The 16,129-nt window shown below is 73.9% G+C and carries 19 protein-coding genes; 9 read left to right on the top strand and 10 right to left on the bottom strand.

Annotated features, from left to right (window positions below; genetic code table 11):
- Window positions 1-20: 20 nt before the first annotated feature.
- From ABFX46_RS17595 to ABFX46_RS17585, 3 genes are all read right to left on the bottom strand, one after another.
- Complete coding sequence (locus ABFX46_RS17595) at window positions 21-665, bottom strand: hemerythrin domain-containing protein (protein ID WP_346043367.1); 645 nt, start codon at window positions 663-665, stop codon at window positions 21-23.
- 61 nt (window positions 666-726) lie between these two features.
- Window positions 727-870, bottom strand: coding sequence for a hypothetical protein (locus tag ABFX46_RS17590; RefSeq protein WP_346043366.1), 144 nt, complete (start codon window positions 868-870; stop codon window positions 727-729).
- 116 nt (window positions 871-986) lie between these two features.
- The gene (locus tag ABFX46_RS17585) at window positions 987-1,487 is read right to left on the bottom strand and encodes a MarR family winged helix-turn-helix transcriptional regulator (RefSeq protein ID WP_346043365.1); all 501 of its coding nucleotides are present in this window, start codon (window positions 1,485-1,487) and stop codon (window positions 987-989) included.
- Window positions 1,488-1,598: 111 nt separating this feature from the next.
- Here ABFX46_RS17585 and ABFX46_RS17580 point away from each other — a divergent pair, with 111 nt between their 5' ends.
- The 3 genes from ABFX46_RS17580 to ABFX46_RS17570 all read left to right on the top strand — a co-directional run bounded on the left by ABFX46_RS17580 (window position 1,599) and on the right by ABFX46_RS17570 (window position 5,144).
- Window positions 1,599-2,117: a helix-turn-helix transcriptional regulator gene (locus tag ABFX46_RS17580; protein ID WP_346043364.1), complete on the top strand. Its 519-nt coding sequence runs from the start codon at window positions 1,599-1,601 to the stop codon at window positions 2,115-2,117.
- Window positions 2,118-2,323: 206 nt separating this feature from the next.
- Window positions 2,324-4,714 (top strand): ATP-binding cassette domain-containing protein, encoded by a 2,391-nt coding sequence (locus ABFX46_RS17575; protein WP_346043363.1) that lies wholly within the window; start codon window positions 2,324-2,326, stop codon window positions 4,712-4,714.
- A 73-nt stretch (window positions 4,715-4,787) separates the two neighbouring features.
- Window positions 4,788-5,144 (top strand): DUF1062 domain-containing protein, encoded by a 357-nt coding sequence (locus ABFX46_RS17570; protein WP_346043362.1) that lies wholly within the window; start codon window positions 4,788-4,790, stop codon window positions 5,142-5,144.
- 61 nt (window positions 5,145-5,205) lie between these two features.
- On the opposite strand, the gene ABFX46_RS17565 is transcribed toward ABFX46_RS17570, so the two are convergent.
- Window positions 5,206-5,601, bottom strand: a complete 396-nt coding sequence (locus tag ABFX46_RS17565; protein ID WP_346043361.1) for a RidA family protein — start codon at window positions 5,599-5,601, stop codon at window positions 5,206-5,208.
- A 137-nt stretch (window positions 5,602-5,738) separates the two neighbouring features.
- Between ABFX46_RS17565 and ABFX46_RS17560 the strand changes: the two genes are divergently transcribed.
- The gene (locus ABFX46_RS17560) at window positions 5,739-6,713 is read left to right on the top strand and encodes a helix-turn-helix transcriptional regulator (RefSeq protein WP_346043360.1); all 975 of its coding nucleotides are present in this window, start codon (window positions 5,739-5,741) and stop codon (window positions 6,711-6,713) included.
- A 344-nt stretch (window positions 6,714-7,057) separates the two neighbouring features.
- Here ABFX46_RS17560 and ABFX46_RS17555 read toward each other — a convergent pair whose 3' ends face one another.
- A complete protein-coding gene (locus ABFX46_RS17555) occupies window positions 7,058-7,666 on the bottom strand; it encodes a TetR/AcrR family transcriptional regulator (RefSeq protein ID WP_346043359.1) in 609 nt (202 codons plus the stop codon).
- A 95-nt stretch (window positions 7,667-7,761) separates the two neighbouring features.
- Here ABFX46_RS17555 and ABFX46_RS17550 point away from each other — a divergent pair, with 95 nt between their 5' ends.
- Both ABFX46_RS17550 and ABFX46_RS17545 read left to right on the top strand, forming a co-directional pair.
- A complete protein-coding gene (locus ABFX46_RS17550) occupies window positions 7,762-8,511 on the top strand; it encodes an SDR family NAD(P)-dependent oxidoreductase (protein ID WP_346043358.1) in 750 nt (249 codons plus the stop codon).
- 39 nt (window positions 8,512-8,550) lie between these two features.
- Complete coding sequence (locus ABFX46_RS17545; RefSeq protein WP_346043357.1) at window positions 8,551-9,204, top strand: NADPH-dependent F420 reductase; 654 nt, start codon at window positions 8,551-8,553, stop codon at window positions 9,202-9,204.
- A gap of 63 nt (window positions 9,205-9,267) precedes the next feature.
- Here ABFX46_RS17545 and ABFX46_RS17540 read toward each other — a convergent pair whose 3' ends face one another.
- The 3 genes from ABFX46_RS17540 to ABFX46_RS17530 form a co-directional block, all read right to left on the bottom strand.
- Window positions 9,268-9,999 (bottom strand): dienelactone hydrolase family protein, encoded by a 732-nt coding sequence (locus ABFX46_RS17540; RefSeq protein ID WP_346043356.1) that lies wholly within the window; start codon window positions 9,997-9,999, stop codon window positions 9,268-9,270.
- A gap of 351 nt (window positions 10,000-10,350) precedes the next feature.
- The gene (locus ABFX46_RS17535) at window positions 10,351-10,785 is read right to left on the bottom strand and encodes a YdeI/OmpD-associated family protein (protein ID WP_346043355.1); all 435 of its coding nucleotides are present in this window, start codon (window positions 10,783-10,785) and stop codon (window positions 10,351-10,353) included.
- A gap of 197 nt (window positions 10,786-10,982) precedes the next feature.
- Window positions 10,983-11,396, bottom strand: a complete 414-nt coding sequence (locus ABFX46_RS17530; protein WP_346043353.1) for a VOC family protein — start codon at window positions 11,394-11,396, stop codon at window positions 10,983-10,985.
- Window positions 11,397-11,536: 140 nt separating this feature from the next.
- Here ABFX46_RS17530 and ABFX46_RS17525 point away from each other — a divergent pair, with 140 nt between their 5' ends.
- Window positions 11,537-12,400, top strand: a complete 864-nt coding sequence (locus ABFX46_RS17525) for a sigma-70 family RNA polymerase sigma factor (protein ID WP_346043352.1) — start codon at window positions 11,537-11,539, stop codon at window positions 12,398-12,400.
- Window positions 12,397-12,858, top strand: a complete 462-nt coding sequence (locus ABFX46_RS17520; RefSeq protein WP_346043351.1) for a VOC family protein — start codon at window positions 12,397-12,399, stop codon at window positions 12,856-12,858. The genes ABFX46_RS17525 and ABFX46_RS17520 overlap by 4 nt, the downstream gene beginning before the upstream one ends.
- Window positions 12,859-12,948: 90 nt before the next feature.
- On the opposite strand, the gene ABFX46_RS17515 is transcribed toward ABFX46_RS17520, so the two are convergent.
- Window positions 12,949-14,334, bottom strand: coding sequence for a coiled-coil domain-containing protein (locus tag ABFX46_RS17515; RefSeq protein ID WP_346043350.1), 1,386 nt, complete (start codon window positions 14,332-14,334; stop codon window positions 12,949-12,951).
- A 261-nt stretch (window positions 14,335-14,595) separates the two neighbouring features.
- Here ABFX46_RS17515 and ABFX46_RS17510 point away from each other — a divergent pair, with 261 nt between their 5' ends.
- A complete protein-coding gene (locus ABFX46_RS17510; protein WP_346043348.1) occupies window positions 14,596-15,849 on the top strand; it encodes a tyrosine-type recombinase/integrase in 1,254 nt (417 codons plus the stop codon).
- Here ABFX46_RS17510 and ABFX46_RS17505 read toward each other — a convergent pair.
- Window positions 15,846-16,115, bottom strand: coding sequence for a hypothetical protein (locus ABFX46_RS17505; RefSeq protein ID WP_346043347.1), 270 nt, complete (start codon window positions 16,113-16,115; stop codon window positions 15,846-15,848). The two genes, ABFX46_RS17510 and ABFX46_RS17505, sit on opposite strands and share 4 nt — an antisense overlap.
- Between the last annotated feature and the right edge of the window lie 14 nt (window positions 16,116-16,129).

Raw genomic sequence — 16,129 nt, 5'->3', positions numbered from 1 at the left:
CCCCGCCTCTGACCCCGGCCTCAGGTGCTCCACAGGCGGCGCTTGCGGTAGCGGGGCTCCCACATCACCCGGTTGCGCTCGCGGACCGGCCCGGGAAGCGCGGTCAGGAACCGGCTGCGCGCCACCGGCGCGATCCCGTCCACGACCCACGGGACGAACAGCGGCGCGCCCGCCCCGCAGCGGAGCTCGGCCTCGGCGGCCAGCTCCCGCCACTGCGCCGCGTCCAGCACCGACTCCGCCAGCGGCAGCGCCGTCGCCTCCTCGTGCCGCAGATGCGACTCCAGCACGTCCCGCAGCGCCGCCACCGCCGCGACCGCCGCTATGGCCCCGCCGCCGGTGCGGTCCGCCAGCGCCGCGTCGACGCGGGCGGACGGCGGCCCGATCCGGGCGTGCTCGGCGCGCATCTCCGCCAGCACCGCCAGGTCGGCCGGGCGGCCCGCCACCGCCCGCTCCACCCGCGGCCACAGCAGCCGGTCCTCCAGGTCGTGGTGCATGCGCAGCTGGTCCTTGAGGTTGTCCCAGCCCGCGCGCACGTGCGCGGCGTCGCCCTTGCCCGCCGCCACCGCCGCCGCGAGCCGGTCCAGGTCCCGGCGGAACGCGTCGTGCGGGGCGTACAGGAGGGCGCGGCAGGTCGTGTCGCGTGCCCGTCCAACGGAAACTCCCATGCCCCCAGGACGACGCGGGCCCGCCCGGATGTGACGCGCCGGGACCGGGAAGAGACCGGTCTCACACCCCGGCGGGCCGCGCCCTGGCCAGGATCTCCAGGTAGCGGGGGTCGGACATCACGCCGAGGACGTTCCCGAACGGGTCCGCCACCGGCGCCGTCACGAACCCCGTCCCCTCGCCCCGCTCGGTGGTCTTCCCGTGCACGGCGGGCACCCGTCGCCAGCGGCCGCTCCACCGCCGCGCCCAGGCCGCCGACGTGCCGGTACACGACCGCCTCGCCCGCGCCGTACGGGACCTCCCGCACTCACCCGGCGGGCGCGTCATTCCAGGGAGGTGTCGCCGAGCGACTCCAGCAGCGTGCGCAGCGCCCCGGCCAGCCGCTCGCGGGCCGCCGGGTCCAGCGCGGCCAGCAGCCGGTCCTCGTGGGCGGCGTGCAGGCCGACCAGGTCGTCCACCGTCTCCAGGCCGAGCGGCGTCAGCCGGACCCGCACCGACCGGCGGTCGCCGGTGTCGCGGACCCGCTCGACCAGGCCCTTGGCCTCCATCCGGTCGATCCGGTTGGTGATCGCGCCCGAGGTCACCATCGCGGCACGCAGCAGCGCCCCCGCCGTCAGCTCGTAGGGGGCGCCGTGGCGGCGCAGCGTCGCCAGGACGTCGAACTCCCAGCTCTCCAGCCCCCGCTCGGCGAAGAACGCCTTCAGCCGCCGGGCCAGCAGCAGCTCCGCACGCGAGATCCGCCCGATGACGCCCATCGGGGACACGTCCACGTCGGGGCGCTCCCGCCCCCACTGCGCCAGGATCGCATCGACCGCGTCCGCCATCGCCCCTCCCGCATCTCAACGTTGAGATTATCAACGTCCAGTGTTCCCGGGGCGCGGATCGGGCGGCGCGCGGGTGCCGGGGCGGCGCGGCGGTATGGCACGATTCATCGGGTGAGCAGCAGATCGGGCGGGGCCGAGCACCTGCGCGACCTGGCGCGGCTGCGACGCGTCCGCGACCGGATCGACCGCGAGTACGCCCGGCCCCTGGACGTGGAGGCGCTGGCCCGCGGCGCGCACATGTCCGCCGGGCACCTCAGCCGCCAGTTCCGCCGCGCCTACGGCGAGTCCCCCTACGGCTACCTGATGACCCGGCGCATCGAACGGGCCATGGCGCTGCTGCGCCGCGGCGACCTCAGCGTCACCGAGGTCTGCCACGCCGTCGGGTGCGCCTCCCTGGGCACCTTCAGCACCCGCTTCACCGAACTGGTCGGCATGCCGCCCGGCGCCTACCGCCGCCGCGCCGCCGCGGCCGCCCGCGTCCCGTCCGACACCTTGCCCGACGCCTCGTCCGCTGATCCCTCGGGCGTGCCGGTGGACGTCCCCTCCGGCGTCCCGTCGTGCATCGCCAAGCAGGTGACCAGACCGGTCAGGAATCAAGAAGCACCCGCCCGGCGGCCCCGGCTAGCCTGATCGCCACGGCCGCCTCCCCCGCCCGCCGGCACGGACGACGGCTCGGACGACGGCGCGGCGCCGGGCCGCCCGGCCGCACGGGGTGATCGCCGCGCCGAGCGGGCGGCATACCGGACGTTCCGGGCCGCGGAGCCGGCCCCGGGCCGGTCGGACCGAGCCAGGCGACGTCGACGCAGACACGACACGATGACACAGATGGAGAAGAGATGAGCATGGCCACGGGGACCGACGTGCGACCGCCCGCGCCGCACGCCGCCGACAGCCACGACCTGATCCGCGTGCACGGGGCGCGCGAGAACAACCTCAAGGACGTCAGCATCGAGATCCCGAAACGCCGGCTGACGGTGTTCACCGGCGTCTCCGGCTCGGGCAAGAGCTCCCTGGTGTTCAACACGATCGCCGCCGAGTCGCAGCGGCTGATCAACGAGACCTACAGCACCTTCGTCCAGGGGTTCATGCCGACGCTCGCGCGGCCCGAGGTGGACGTCCTGGAGGGGCTGACCACCGCGATCATCGTCGACCAGCAGCGGATGGGCTCCGACCCCCGCTCCACCGTCGGCACCGCCACCGACGCCAACGCCATGCTGCGGATCCTGTTCAGCCGGCTCGGCGAGCCCTACATCGGCCCGGCCAAGGCGTTCTCCTTCAACGTCGCCTCGATCAGCGGGGCGGGCGCGGTCACCATCGAGCGCGCCGGCAAGACGGTCAAGGAGAAGCGGGCCTTCAGCATCACCGGCGGCATGTGCCCGCGCTGCGAGGGCCGCGGCTCGGTCACCGACTTCGACCTGACCGCGCTCTACGACGACGCCAAGTCGCTGCGCGAGGGCGCCCTGACCATCCCCGGCTACAGCATGGACGGCTGGTACGGCCGCATCTTCATGGGCTCGGGCTTCCTGGACCCCGACAAGCCGATCCGCGAGTACACCGGCACCGAGCTGCACGACCTGCTCCACAAGGAAGCGACGAAGATCAAGGTCGACGGCATCAATGTCACCTACGAGGGCCTGATCCCGCGGATCCGCAAGTCGTTCCTGGCCAAGGACCGGGAGGCGATGCAGCCGCACATCCGCGCGTTCGTGGACCGGGCGATCACCTTCACCTCCTGCCCCGACTGCGGCGGCACCCGCCTCACCGAGGCCGCCCGGTCCTCCAAGATCAAGGGGATCAGCATCGCCGACGCCTGCGCGATGCAGATCAGCGACCTCGCCGACTGGGTGCGGGAGCTGGACGAGCCGTCGGTCGCGCCGCTGCTGGCGACGCTGCAGCACACCCTCGACTCGTTCGTGGAGATCGGGCTCGGCTACCTCAGCCTGGAGCGCCCGTCGGGCACCCTGTCGGGCGGCGAGGCGCAGCGCACCAAGATGATCCGCCACCTCGGGTCCTCCCTCACCGACGTCACCTACGTCTTCGACGAGCCGACGATCGGGCTGCACCCGCACGACATCCAGCGGATGAACGGCATGCTGCTGCAGCTGCGCGACAAGGGCAACACCGTCCTGGTCGTCGAGCACAAGCCCGAGGCGATCGCCATCGCCGACCACGTCGTCGACCTCGGCCCCCACGCCGGCACCGGCGGCGGCGAGGTCGTGTTCGAGGGCACCGTCGACGGGCTGCGCGCCAGCGACACCCTCACCGGGCGGCACCTGGACGACCGCGCCTCCCTCAAAGCGTCCGTGCGGTCTTCGTCCGGGGCCCTGGAGGTGCGCGGCGCCTCCGCCCACAACCTGCAGGACGTCGACGTCGACATCCCCCTCGGCGTGCTCGTCGTCGTCACCGGCGTCGCCGGGTCCGGCAAGAGCTCGCTGATCGGCGGGTCGGTCGCCGGGCGGGACGGTGTGGTGTCGGTCGACCAGACCCCGATCAAGGGGTCGCGGCGCAGCAACCCCGCCACCTACACCGGGCTGCTCGACCCGATCCGCAAGGCGTTCGCCAAGGCCAACGGGGTCAAGCCCGCCCTGTTCAGCGCCAACTCCGAGGGCGCCTGCCCCGCCTGCAAGGGCGCCGGCGTCGTCTACATGGACCTGGCGATGATGGCCGGCGTCGCCACCACCTGCGAGGAGTGCGACGGCAAGCGGTTCCAGGCGGCGGTGCTGGAGCACCGCTTCGGCGGCCGCGACATCAGCGAGGTCCTGGCGATGCCGGTCGCCGAGGCCGAGGAGTTCTTCGGCTCCGGCGAGGCCCGGATCCCCGCCGCCCACAAGATCCTGCAGCGGATGTCGGACGTCGGGCTCGGCTACCTGCGGCTCGGGCAGCCGCTCACCACCCTGTCCGGCGGCGAGCGGCAGCGCCTCAAGCTCGCCACCGAGATGGGCGGCAAGGGCGGCGTCTACGTCCTGGACGAGCCCACCACCGGCCTGCACCTCGCCGACGTCGAGCAGCTCCTCGGCCTGCTCGACCGGCTCGTCGACTCCGGCAAGTCGGTCATCGTCATCGAGCACCACCAGGCCGTCATGGCGCACGCCGACTGGATCATCGACCTCGGCCCCGGCGCCGGCCACGACGGCGGCCGGATCGTGTTCCAGGGCACCCCGGCCGACCTGGTCGCCGACCGCTCCACCCTCACCGGCCGGCACCTGGCCGACTACGTCGCCACCTGACCGCCGCCCGACCGACACCGTCCCCCCGGGCGCCGCGCACCGCCGGCGCCCGGCGGGACGGGTCACCGGCGGCGTGCGTCCTCGCGGCCGGGGCTTCCTGCTGGACGGCTACCGGGCCAACGACCCGGACCTGGTGGCGGCCGCGCTGCTGGATCCGCTGCTCGCCCGCCGCAACCGCTTCACCCTGGACTGGCGGGGAGCCTGGCGGCTGCACACCCCGCCGGACACCCCGCCGGTGCGGGCCGACCGGGCGTGGCCCGTCCGGGTCGAGGTCGTCTTCGACGACCCGGTGCCGGTGCGCCCGGACCGGCTCATCGCCCGCGCACTCGAACTCAGCAGAAATGAGGTGCCGCACCGGATCAAATGCGACATCCCGCTGCGCCGTCCGACCAGTACCGGCTTCACCTTCATCGTGATGCCCGGCGACTAGCGGCGACGCTGACCGCGGGCCGCGCCGCCCCGGCGGGTTAACCGGGGCGGCGCGGGCGGCGTCACGCCACGGCCGTCCCCTCCAGCTCGACCATCAGGGTGGGGATCGCCAGCCGCGTCACCCCGAGCATCGTGGTGGCGGGCGCCGCCCCGGCGGCCCCGAGTCGCGACGCCAGCACACCGTAGTGCCGGAAGAGCAGGTCGACGTCGGTGGTGTAGACGTTGAGCCGGACCAGGTCCGCCAGGGACATGCCGGCCTCGCCGAGGACGGCCTCCAGGTTGGCCAGGCTCAGCGCCAGCTGCGCCTCCAGGTCGCCCTCGTGCTGGGGCACGCCGTCGCCGCTCATCGCGGTCTGCCCGGAGCAGTACAGGGTCCGGGCGTGCCCGGAGACGAGCTCGCCCTGGTTGAATCCCATCTCGACCGACCAGGTCACCGGGTTGACCGCCGTTCGTTCCATTGCCGTGTCCACTCCGTTCGATTCGTTCGGCAGAACGGGCGCCCGCCGGCACGATGACCGCGCTCCCGGACGCCCCGGTGACGAGCCTCCCAGCGAATCACGACATCCTCTGTCGTGTATTTCAGTAGATTCCTCGCATGCGCGCCGACCGGCTGGTCTCACTCGTCCTCCTGCTGCGGCAGCACGGGCGGCTGACCGCGGCCGTGCTGGCACGCGAGCTGGAGGTCTCCACCCGCACCGTCCTGCGCGACATCGAGGCGCTGTCGGCGGCCGGCGTCCCGGTCTACGCCGAACGCGGCCGGCACGGCGGGTTCGCGCTGCTGCCCGGCTTCCGGACCGAGCTCACCGGCCTGAACCCCGACGAGGCCCTCGCCCTGCTGGTCGCCGGATCGCGGCGGGGCGCGCAGGCGTTCGGCCTCGGCTCCGCGCTCGCCTCGGCGATGCTCAAAGTGGTCGACGCGCTCCCCGACGGCTACCGCGACACCGCGGCCGGCGCGGCGGAGCGGCTGCTCATCGAACCGGAGACCGACCTGCTCTCGCGCCGGCGGACCACCGAGGACGTCCCCGACGCCGTCGCCGCCGAAGTACTGCGCGCGGTGCTCACCGGGCGCAAGCTGCGGATCCGCTACGCGGCCTGGGACCAGGCCCCCAGATGGCGCACGGTGGACCCGGTCGGCCTGGTCACCATCCGCGACCGGGGCTACCTGCTGGCCACCAGGTCGGGCGAGGACCGCACCTACCGGCTGTCGCGCGTCCTGGACGCCGAGGCGCTCCCCGAACCCGCGCAGCGCCCCGACCGCGTCGACCTGGACCGGGCCTGGCAGGAACGCGGCACGCGGTTCCGGACCGGCGGCGACCAGGTCGCCGTGCAGCTCCGCCTGTCCCCGGCGCGGCGGGAGGAACTGCTGGCCACCGCGCTGGCCGTCCTCACCGAAGAACCCGATGCCGACGGCACGCTGCGGCTGGAGGTGACCTTCCAGGACGCCCGGCACGCCGTCTGGGCGCTCTGGCAGCTCGGCACGGACGCCGAAGCCCTCGCGCCCCAGTGGCTGCGCACCTCCCTCCGCGACCGCGCCGCCGCACTCGCCACCCGCTACGCCCCCCAACCCTGACAACCGGCCACCCACCGAGCCCCGCCCCGCCTGCCTACGGCGCCGGAAAGGCGCCGAGCGGAGCGAGCGGGTGCTTTTCCTGGTGGAGGCGGTGCACGACCGCCTGCCGCAGCGGGACCTGCTGGACGTCCTCACCCGCACCGCCTACCAGCCGGGCTGGCGCCACCACTCCGGGCCCTGCTCCGGCGCACTCTGGACCAGGTCATCGCTCCGAAGCGGACGGCGCGGCGAGCACGTCCCCGCCGCAGTAGGCGCGCCGGCGTCGGCCGCAGGGAGCGCGTCCTCCCGATGGTTCGGCCGAGGCCGCCGTCCGGGGGTGGACCGGGCGCCTGGGCGGGCGGGTGTCAGGTGAGCGGCCAGTTGCGCAGGGCCGCGTCGGCCATGGCCTGGAGTTCGCCGGGGCCGACGCCGCTCGCGGCCTGCACGGCGATGCCGAACGCCAGGGTGGTGACGTAGCGGGCCAGGAGACCCGGGTCGGTGCCGGGCGGGAGGTCGCCGTCGTCGACGGCCCGCTGGAACCGCTCCCGCAGGCGCGAGCAGCCGTCGTTGCGCCAGGCGGCGAGGAGGTCGCGGACCTCGCGTCCGGGGTCGCCGGTGGCCAGGGCGCCCTGGACGCCCAGGCAGCCGTGGGGGCGGGACGGGCCGGTGGTGGTCCGGACGACGCCGGCCAGGATCGCGGTGGCCGCGCCGAGGGCGGTCGGTTCGGCGAGGGCGCGGGCCAGGTACGCGCTGGGGCCTTCGGTGTAGCGCTCCAGGGCCTTGCGGAACAGCTCCTCCTTGTTGCCGAAGGCCGCGTACATGCTGGTGGTGGAGATGCCCATGGCGCCGGTCAGGGCGGCCAGGCTGGCGCCTTCGTAGCCGTGCTCCCAGAAGACCAGCATGGCGCGCTCGAGGGCTTCGTCGGCGTCGAATCCGCGCGGCCGGCCGATGCGGCCGCTCTGTCCGGTCTTCACGCCCGCAGTCTACCTCGTTCCGCATCGATCGCTACGGAAGTGCTATCGTCCACTTCTGCATTGATCGATACAGAAGTGTGGGGAGGTCGTCGACCATGGGACTGCTTGAGGACAAGACCGCTCTCGTCACCGGGGGCGGCAGCGGGATCGGCCTGGCCGCCGCCGTCCGGCTCGCGGCGGAGGGCGCGCACGTCGTCGTCACCGGCCGGCGCAAGACCGAACTGGACGCCGCCGTCGAGGCGATCGGCCCGGCGGCCACCGCGGTGGCCGGCGACATCTCGGACCTGGCCGACCTGGACCGGCTCTACGAGACGATCCGGCACCGGGGGCGGGGGCTGGACGTCCTGTTCGCCAACGCCTCCGTCGCCGAGTTCGCGACGCTCGAACAGCTCACCGAGGAGCACTTCGACACCCTGTTCGGCATCAACGTCCGGGGCACGGTGTTCACCGTCAAGAAGGCGCTGCCGCTGCTCAACGACGGCGCCTCGATCATCTTGAACGGCTCCACGAACGCCGACGCCGGGGACGAGGCGTTCGGCGTGTACGCGGCGAGCAAGGCCGCCACCCGGTCGTTCGCCCGGACCTGGGCCAACGAGCTCAAGGGACGCGGCATCCGCGTCAACACCATCACCCCCGGCCCGACCGACACACCCGGCCTGTCGGGCCTCGCTCCCGACGCCGAGCAGGCCGCCGGCTTCAGGCGGCAGCTGGCCGCGAACGTGCCGCTGGGGCGGCTCGCGCGCCCGGAGGAGATCGCCGCCGCCGTGGCGTTCCTCGCCTCCGAGCAGTCCGGCTTCATCACCGGTTCGAGCCTGTACGTCGACGGCGGCCTGCAGCAGATCTGAGTTCTCGCATCCGACTCACCCAGTGGAGGTGAAGGACCCATGACAGTCATCGGCATCATCGGCGCCGGCGAGGTCGGCGGCCAGATCGCGCGCGCCGCGATCGCGACCGGCTACGAGGTCGTCATCGCCAACTCGCGCGGACCCGAGACGCTGAAGGACCTCATCGACGAGCTCGGCCCGCCGGCGCGCGCCGCGACCGCCGCCGGCGCCGCGGCCGCGGGTGACTTCGCGGTCGTGGCGGTCCCCTTGAAGGTGGTCAATGACATGCCCGCGGAGGAGCTGGCCGGCAAGATCGTGCTGGACACCAACAATTACATGGTGTGGCGCGACGGCCATATCCCGGTCATCGATTCGGGTGAGAAGACCGTCCACGAGCTGCGTCAGGAGCACCTTCCGCGGTCCAAGGTCGTGAAGGCGTTCACTCACATCCAGGCTCCCCGCATCACCACCGCGGGCCTCCCGGCGGGCACGCCGGGCCGTCTGGCACTGTCGGCGTCGAGTGACTTCCCCGAGGCCGTGGAACTGGTGACGCGGCTGTACGACGAGTTCGGGTTCGACACCGTCGACAACAGTCCGCTCAGTGAGTCGTGGCGCAGCGGGCCCGGCCAGCCGGCGTGGCTCGCGCACGCGCACCAGACCCGTGCCGACCTGGTCGCCAACCTCGCCGGCGCGCGGCGGATCACCGTGAGCTGAGCCCGCCCGGGCCCGTACCGGTCTGGCGGACCGGTACGGGCCCGGGGCGGACGGGACAGGCGGCTACCCCAGATGCCGGGCGAAGAACTGGGCGGCGGCGTCCCCCGCGAACCGCGGGACGCCGGTGTGCCCGCCCATGTTGGCGTGCAGCGTCTTCTCCTTGCTGCCGAAGGCGTCGAACAGGTCCAGGGCCGCCTGGCGGTCGTTCCCCTCGTCGTCCCACTGCAGCAGGACGTGCAGCGGAATGGTGACCTGGCGGGCCTCCTCCAGGATGGCGCGGGGCACGAAACTCCCGGCGAACAGGACGGCGGCCGCGATGCGCGGCTCGACCACCGCCAGCCGGACGCCGATGGAGATCACCCCGCCGGAGAACCCGACCGGGCCGCCGATCTCGGGCAGCGCGAGGAGGGCGTCCAGGGTGTCCCGCCATTCCGGGACCGCCTTCTCCACCAGCGGGAGGACGAGCCGGTCGATGATCTCCCCGTCGACCGGACCGCCGGCCGCCAGCGCCCGGCGCAGGTCGGCGCGGGCCTGCTCGGCGGCGGCCCAGCGGGGCCGGTCGCCGCCGCCGGGGAGTTCGATGGCGGCCGCGGCGAAGCCCTGCTCCGCCGATTGCCGGGCGCGGGCGGCCAGCCGGGGGCGCATCCCGTCCAGTCCGCCGGGGTGGCCGAGCAGGATCAGCGGCGCGGGCGCGGAGGTGGCACCGGGCGTCCACAGGACGCCGGGGATCTCGCCGAGGGTGAAGTCGCGTTCGAGAACGCCGTCGTCGAGGCGCCGCTCGGAGGTGAATCGCATGGTCGTGCCTTTCGGGAGTGCTGCTGGACGGCGCTCCCGGACGACCTATCGCCCGACCGTGACTCCCGAGGGGAGCACCCATGTCGATACTGCGTTCACGGGTACCACCTCCTCGTTTCTCCGGCACGGCCTCCGGCAAGGTAGCAGCGGCCTCCGTTCCGTGCCAACGGGTTTTCGCGGCATCGGCCGGGACGCTGGGGGGGTCTCCGGGAGGCGTGCCCGCAGGAGGTGGCGCACATGATGACGAGGCGGGTCGGCGCCGCCCACGAAGCGCGTCCAGGACGGGTGACCCCGGGGGAAGGCCGTCCGCGCGGCGATCGCACCGCCGGGCGGAGGCGGCCGTCCCACGGTTCAGCCCCGCAGCGCGGTGATGGCCTTCTCGATGCGGCGCAGGCGCGTCTCGGGCTTCTTCGCGCTCTCGATGGCGCGGACGTGCTCGCGCTTGCGGCCGTCGGTCAGAGCGTCGTAGGCGGCGCGGGCGGCCGGGTCGGCGTCGAGGGCGCGGGCGAAGTCCGCGGGCTCGGTGACGACGCGCGGCTCGGTGTCGAGCTCCAGGCCGACCTCGACCTCGTCACCGACCGCGACGCCCGCGGCCGTCCGGTTGGCGTTGCTGAGGCCGAGCAGGTGCCGGCCGCGCATGATCGCGACGCGGCTCCTCCAGGTGTGCCCGTTGACGGTGATCGTCACCGGCGGCCGTGCGCCCGCGCCGAGCGCCTCCACGACCTCGGGCGGGACTTCCAGGCCCCGCATGGGCTCGGGCGGCTCGACGATGGTGCGGAACTTCACGGGGTACTCCTTGCCGGTCGGCGCGGGTTCGAGGGACGGGCGGCCGGGGTGGTGCGCGGACCCCGTCCGGCACCGGACGGGGTCCGGCGTCGGCGCGATCGCGTGCCGACGCCGAACCCTACCGGGGCGCGCCGGTCATGCCGCTGGTGCGCCCGGCGGTGACCGGGTCTCACGCACGCCCGGGGCTTGCCGGGCGGTTACTCGGCGTAGGGCTGGTCGTTTCCGCGGGGGCTGTGGCTGAGGCTCCAGATGTAGCCGTCCGGGTCCGCGAAGGTGCCGCCGTACCCGCCCCACGGCAGGGCGCCGGCGGGCTTGAGGATCGTGGCGCCGGCCTTCTCGGCCTCGGCGATGATCTCGTCCACCCGCGCCTCGCTGCGGACGACGTAGGTGAGGACGAGTCCGCTGAAGCCGCTGCCCTCGGGGCTGGCGCCCACCTGGTCGGCCAGGCCGTCACGCCCGTAGAAGCCGACGGGCGAGGCCCCGTCCGATTCGAAGAACACCGAGATGCCGTAGTCGTCCTTGATCTTCCAGCCGAGCCCGTCGGTGTAGAACCGCTTGGACGCGTCCATGTCCTTGACGCCCAGGAGGATGGAACTGACGTGCGCTTTCATGGCTCGTCTCCTTGATGCTCGAAGTGGTCGCGCCGCCGGAGACCGGCAGCCCGGCCGGCCCGACGCCGGGCCGGCCGGTCACATCGGCGGTGGTCCGCCGGTCAATCAGTAATGACCGGCTAGACGGAGGAATGTGACAGATGGTCGAGCAGGATTGGGTGGGCGAGCGGTTCACCGAGCACCGGGACCGCTTGCACGCGGTGGCCTACCGGATGCTCGGCTCGCCCGGCGACGCCGAGGACGCCGTGCAGGAGGCGTGGCTGCGGGTCAGCCGCGCCGACACCGGCCGGGTGGAGAACCCGGGAGGGTGGCTGACCACGATCGTCGCCCGGGTGTGCCTGAACATGCTCGAGGCGCGCCGGAACCGCCGCGAGGAGGCGGCCGGGGCGCTGCCGGCCGAGCCGCGCGCGGACGTCCGCCCGCCCGGGCGGGGCGGTCCGGAGGACGAGGCGCTGCTGGCCGACTCGGTCGGCGTCGCGCTGACGGTGGTGCTGGACGAGCTGGCTCCGGCCGAGCGGCTTGCGTTCGTCCTGCACGACGTCTTCGCCGTGTCGTTCGCCGAGATCGGGGCCGTCCTCGACCGCTCCCCCGCGGCGGCGCGGCAGCTCGCCAGCCGGGCCCGGCGCCGGGTGCGCGGGGCGGCGGACGCGTCGGACGCCGCGCGATCGGCGAAACGGGAGATCGTCGAGGCCTTCCTGGCCGCCTCCCGCAGCGGGGACTTCGAGGCACTGCTGGAGCTGCTCGATCCCGGCGCCGTGGTCGGCGACCTGCGCGGCGGCAGGGACGTGGCGACCTTCTTCACCGGGCGGGCGCAGGCCGCCCGGCTCGCGCTGGTGGACGGCGTCCCGGCGGCCGTCTGGTCGCACCTGGGCCGGCCCAAGGCGGTCATCACCTTCACCGTCGACGGCGGCAGGATCACCCGGATCGACGTCGACACCGACCCCGACCGGATCCGGGGCCTCGACATCGTCGTCCTTCCCGCCGACGACGAGGAGCGGCGTTGAACCGCGCGGACTTCAAGCTCTCGTCGTGCGCTCTGGCCGTCCACGACCTGGACGAGGCGGTCGGGTTCTACCGTGACGTGCTCGGCTTCGAGGTGCACGCCGACACCGGCCCCGCGGGGACGCGGCGGGTGAACGTGGGCCCGCCATCGCAGCCGGACCTGCGGATCCTCCTGCAGTCCCCCGCGTCGGACCCGGTCGTCCCGCCGGCGGCCCGGCGCACGATCGTGGACCTGGCGGCCAGGGGGCTGCTGGGCTGCCTCGTCTTCGTGACCGCCGACTGCGACGCCGCCTTCGAGCACCTGGAGGCCGCGGGCGCCGAGGTGATGCAGGAACCGATGGACCGGCCCGGCGGCGTCCGCGACTGCGCCTTCCTGGATCCGTCCGGCAACCTTCTGCGCTTCACCCAGCCGCAGCCGCCGTCCCCGCAACGCAACCCCGGCGCCCGCAGACCGCAATGACCCCTCGAACACCCGAACGCGCGAAGTAGCCGACATCGCAGCAAACCCTGGACGTCACCGGGGCGGACCGAGCAGTCACCAGGCCCTCCATCAACTCGTGCTGGGAGGAGGAGCGCCGGAGCCGGGTCCGCCGTCCCGCCCGTCGCCCTGGTCATTGGAGGTGACCGGGCGGCCGGGCACGGCGGCGGCTTCGGCGCGGGCAGCGCGTTCGCGTTGCGCGGCGGCTTCGGCGCGGGCCGCCGCCAGATCGGTCTCGAGCCGGTCGCAGAGGGCCTGACGGGAGGCGAGCGCGTTCTGCGCGGCGGCCACCTGCCGGGCGGCCTGCTCGGCGGTGGACTGGGAGGCTTGCCGCCGGCGTTCCAGGGCCTCGGCGCGGGCGGTGGCCTCCTGTCCGCGCCGTATCGCCTCGTCGCGTTCCCGCTCGGCGGCCTCAGCCCTGGTCACCTGCGCGCGTGCCTCGCCCTGGGCGGTGGCCAGCGCCTCTCGGGCGGCCGCAAGCGTCGCCGCGCTGTTGGCCAGTTCGTCCTGGACGGCCTGCAGTTGGCCGGTCTGCGCCCGGATGGTCGCCTCGAACCGGGCGCGTTCCCGCTCATGGGCGTTGCGGACGTCGCGCAGTTCGGCGGCCTTGGCGTCGCGGGCGGCCTCAGCGATGGCCTGGGCCTGCCGGGCGGCGTCGCGGGCACTCTGGTGCGCGCCGACGGCCTCGGCGGTGTCGGCGCGGACCTGCTCTAGGGCCGCATGGTCGCGGGCCGCGGCCTGCTCGGCGGCCCGCTGCGCGGAGCGGGCGGCCTCGGCGGCCGTCACCGCTTCCCTGCGGGCTTTGTCGGCGGCGAGGGCGCGGGCGTCGGCGTCGGCTTCGGCCTGGGCGGCCGCCGTCGCCTCGGCCTCGGCCCGCTGCACCCGGGACAGCGCTCCGTCCTGCGCCTTGGCGAGGAAGTCCTGCAGTGCGGACAACTGGGCCTGCAGGGCGCTGATGGCCGCCGGTACCTGCCGGGCGAGCGCTTCGGCGTGCTGGAGCGGTTCGTCGACCGCGGCGGCGTCGGCGGCGCGGCGGTCCCGGCTGGCCTGGTCGGCGTGGGCCTTGCTGCAGTACTTGGCGGGCCGGCCGCGGCCGCGCACGGGAAGCGGTTCGGTGCAGCCGGCCAGCGCGCACTCGCCCGCCGGCGCCGCCTCCGAGGTTGCAGCCGCCGCCTGTTCCCCGGTTTGTCCGACGAGCTCCGCGTCACCGTCGACGGCGAGATCGCCGGGGAGCGTCGCCGGGGGCCCGCCCTGACCGGACGTCAGTCCGCTTTGTCGCACGGACGATCCGCCCCCGGACGAAGCCTCCGCAGCGGCCGGGAACGTGCCCGGTGAGGCCTGTGCCGGCGCGACCGGGGTGTCGCCCGGTCCCCCGGCCGGCGGTGTGACCGGCGCGGTGCTCGCGGTCTCCGCAGAGTCGTCGGTGGCGCCGTTCTTCCTGCTCGTCTCACTGCTCACCCGCTCACCCTAGCCATCTTTTCACTGCGCGCGCCGTTAAACGAGTAACGCGACACGCTTAACGCGTAATACGAGCCCTGTTGAGGCTCCGGGATAATGACGGTTATCCTGGTGTGCATGATCAACAGCGGCGACCGGCCCGCGATCGGTGCCATGCCCGACCCCACGGGCGAGTCGTGCCCACCATCCGAGGGGCAAGGGCCGGAAGCGTCCGAGAGTGCCTCCGCGCCGCACGCGCCAACGCGATCGCAAGCCGAGACAGTGGCGACCGGACCCGAAACCGCTGGTGAGGGCGTCGTGGTGGAGCGCTCGGCGGCGCACGCGCTGGTGGCGGGCGGCATGAGCGCCGGCCCGCGACCGGTTCCGGAGGCCGCGTTGGAAGCCACCACGCTGTTGCCGGCGCCCGCGACGGCTCCACCAGCAGCCATGTCGCCGGGGCCGGAACCGGCGCGGGATCCGGTCATGGAGGCCGTCGCGCTGCTGCCCGCACTCCCGGCCGACGACCCCGGCGACCGTTACGGCCTGCGGCTGCTGACCGCCGCCTGGCTGCGCAGCCAGCGCAGCGACGCCACCCGCCGCGGCTACTACCGTGACCTGGGCGACTGGCTGGGCTACTGCGCCCGCACCGGACTGGATCCGCGGGCGGCACGGCGCGCGGACATCGACGACTGGTCGGCGTCCATGACCGTCACCGCCGGCGGCCGGTCACGCCCGCCGAGCGCCGCGACCCATGCGCGGCGGCTGGCGGCGGTGTCGTCCTGGTACACCTACCTGCAGTCCAACGACGTCACCGACCGCAACCCGACCCGTCTGGTGAAGCGCCCGAGCAGTGCGCAGATCGCCGCGTCCGCCCGGAAGGCGCCCACCCTCAGCGCTGCCGAGACCGCGCGGCTGCTCGACACCGCGGAGGGCCGCGCCACCGAACTGGGCACCGAGGCCGCCTGGCGCGATGCGGCCGTCGTCGCCCTGCTCTTCTACACCGCGCTGCGCGTATCGGCGTTCACCGGCGCGGACCTGGCGGACCTGGACACCGAGGCCGGGTACCGGGTGCTGCGGTATGCGGCCAAGGGCAAGGGCCCCGACGGCCGCGACTACGTCCGCCTGGACGGCGAGCTCTGCCGGGTCCTGGACGCCTACCTCGCCGTCCGTGCCGGGCGGCATCCCGACGGCGAGTGCCCGCCCGGACCCCTGCTCGTCACCACCCCACACCCCTACGATCGGGCCAAGCGCGGCGACAAACGGCTGACTCAACGAGATGTCACCAACATCCTGCGCCGACAGGCCGGGCTCGCCGGGCTGCCGACCGCGTCCCGTCTCAGCCCGCACAGCGGCCGCCGCACCGTCATCACCACCCTGCTCGGCAACGACGTCCCCCTCGCCAAGGTCCAAGACCTGGCCGGACACGCCGACCCGCGCACCACCCGCGGCTACGACGACACCAACCACAAACTCGCCTCCTCCCCCGTCACCGACCTCACCCGCATCCTCGCCCGCCACCGCACGACCTCCGACTAGGGCCGGCATCCCGACAAGCCCGCGAACCATTTCAAGCTGTACGGACTGCTGTGCATGGAGGTGCTCAACCAGCTCGACTTCGTCTCCCGACCTTCCTCTGGGCCGAGGAACGCCGCATGCGACGTGCCGACCGCAGCAGCGACCGCAAACCGGTCCGTGTCCGTCGCCGCCGGGTCGTCGTCGGTGACGACCGTGGGGCTACCGCCCCGGCCACCGCGCTGCGCGCGCGCATCGACCACCGTGACAAATGGCCAGGACATCAGCACCGTGTGCGTATCAG

It is taken from the genome of Actinomadura chokoriensis, from assembly GCF_039529475.1.
Lineage (GTDB): Bacteria > Actinomycetota > Actinomycetes > Streptosporangiales > Streptosporangiaceae > Spirillospora > Spirillospora bangladeshensis.
This window is presented reverse-complemented; position numbering and strand designations above follow the sequence as displayed.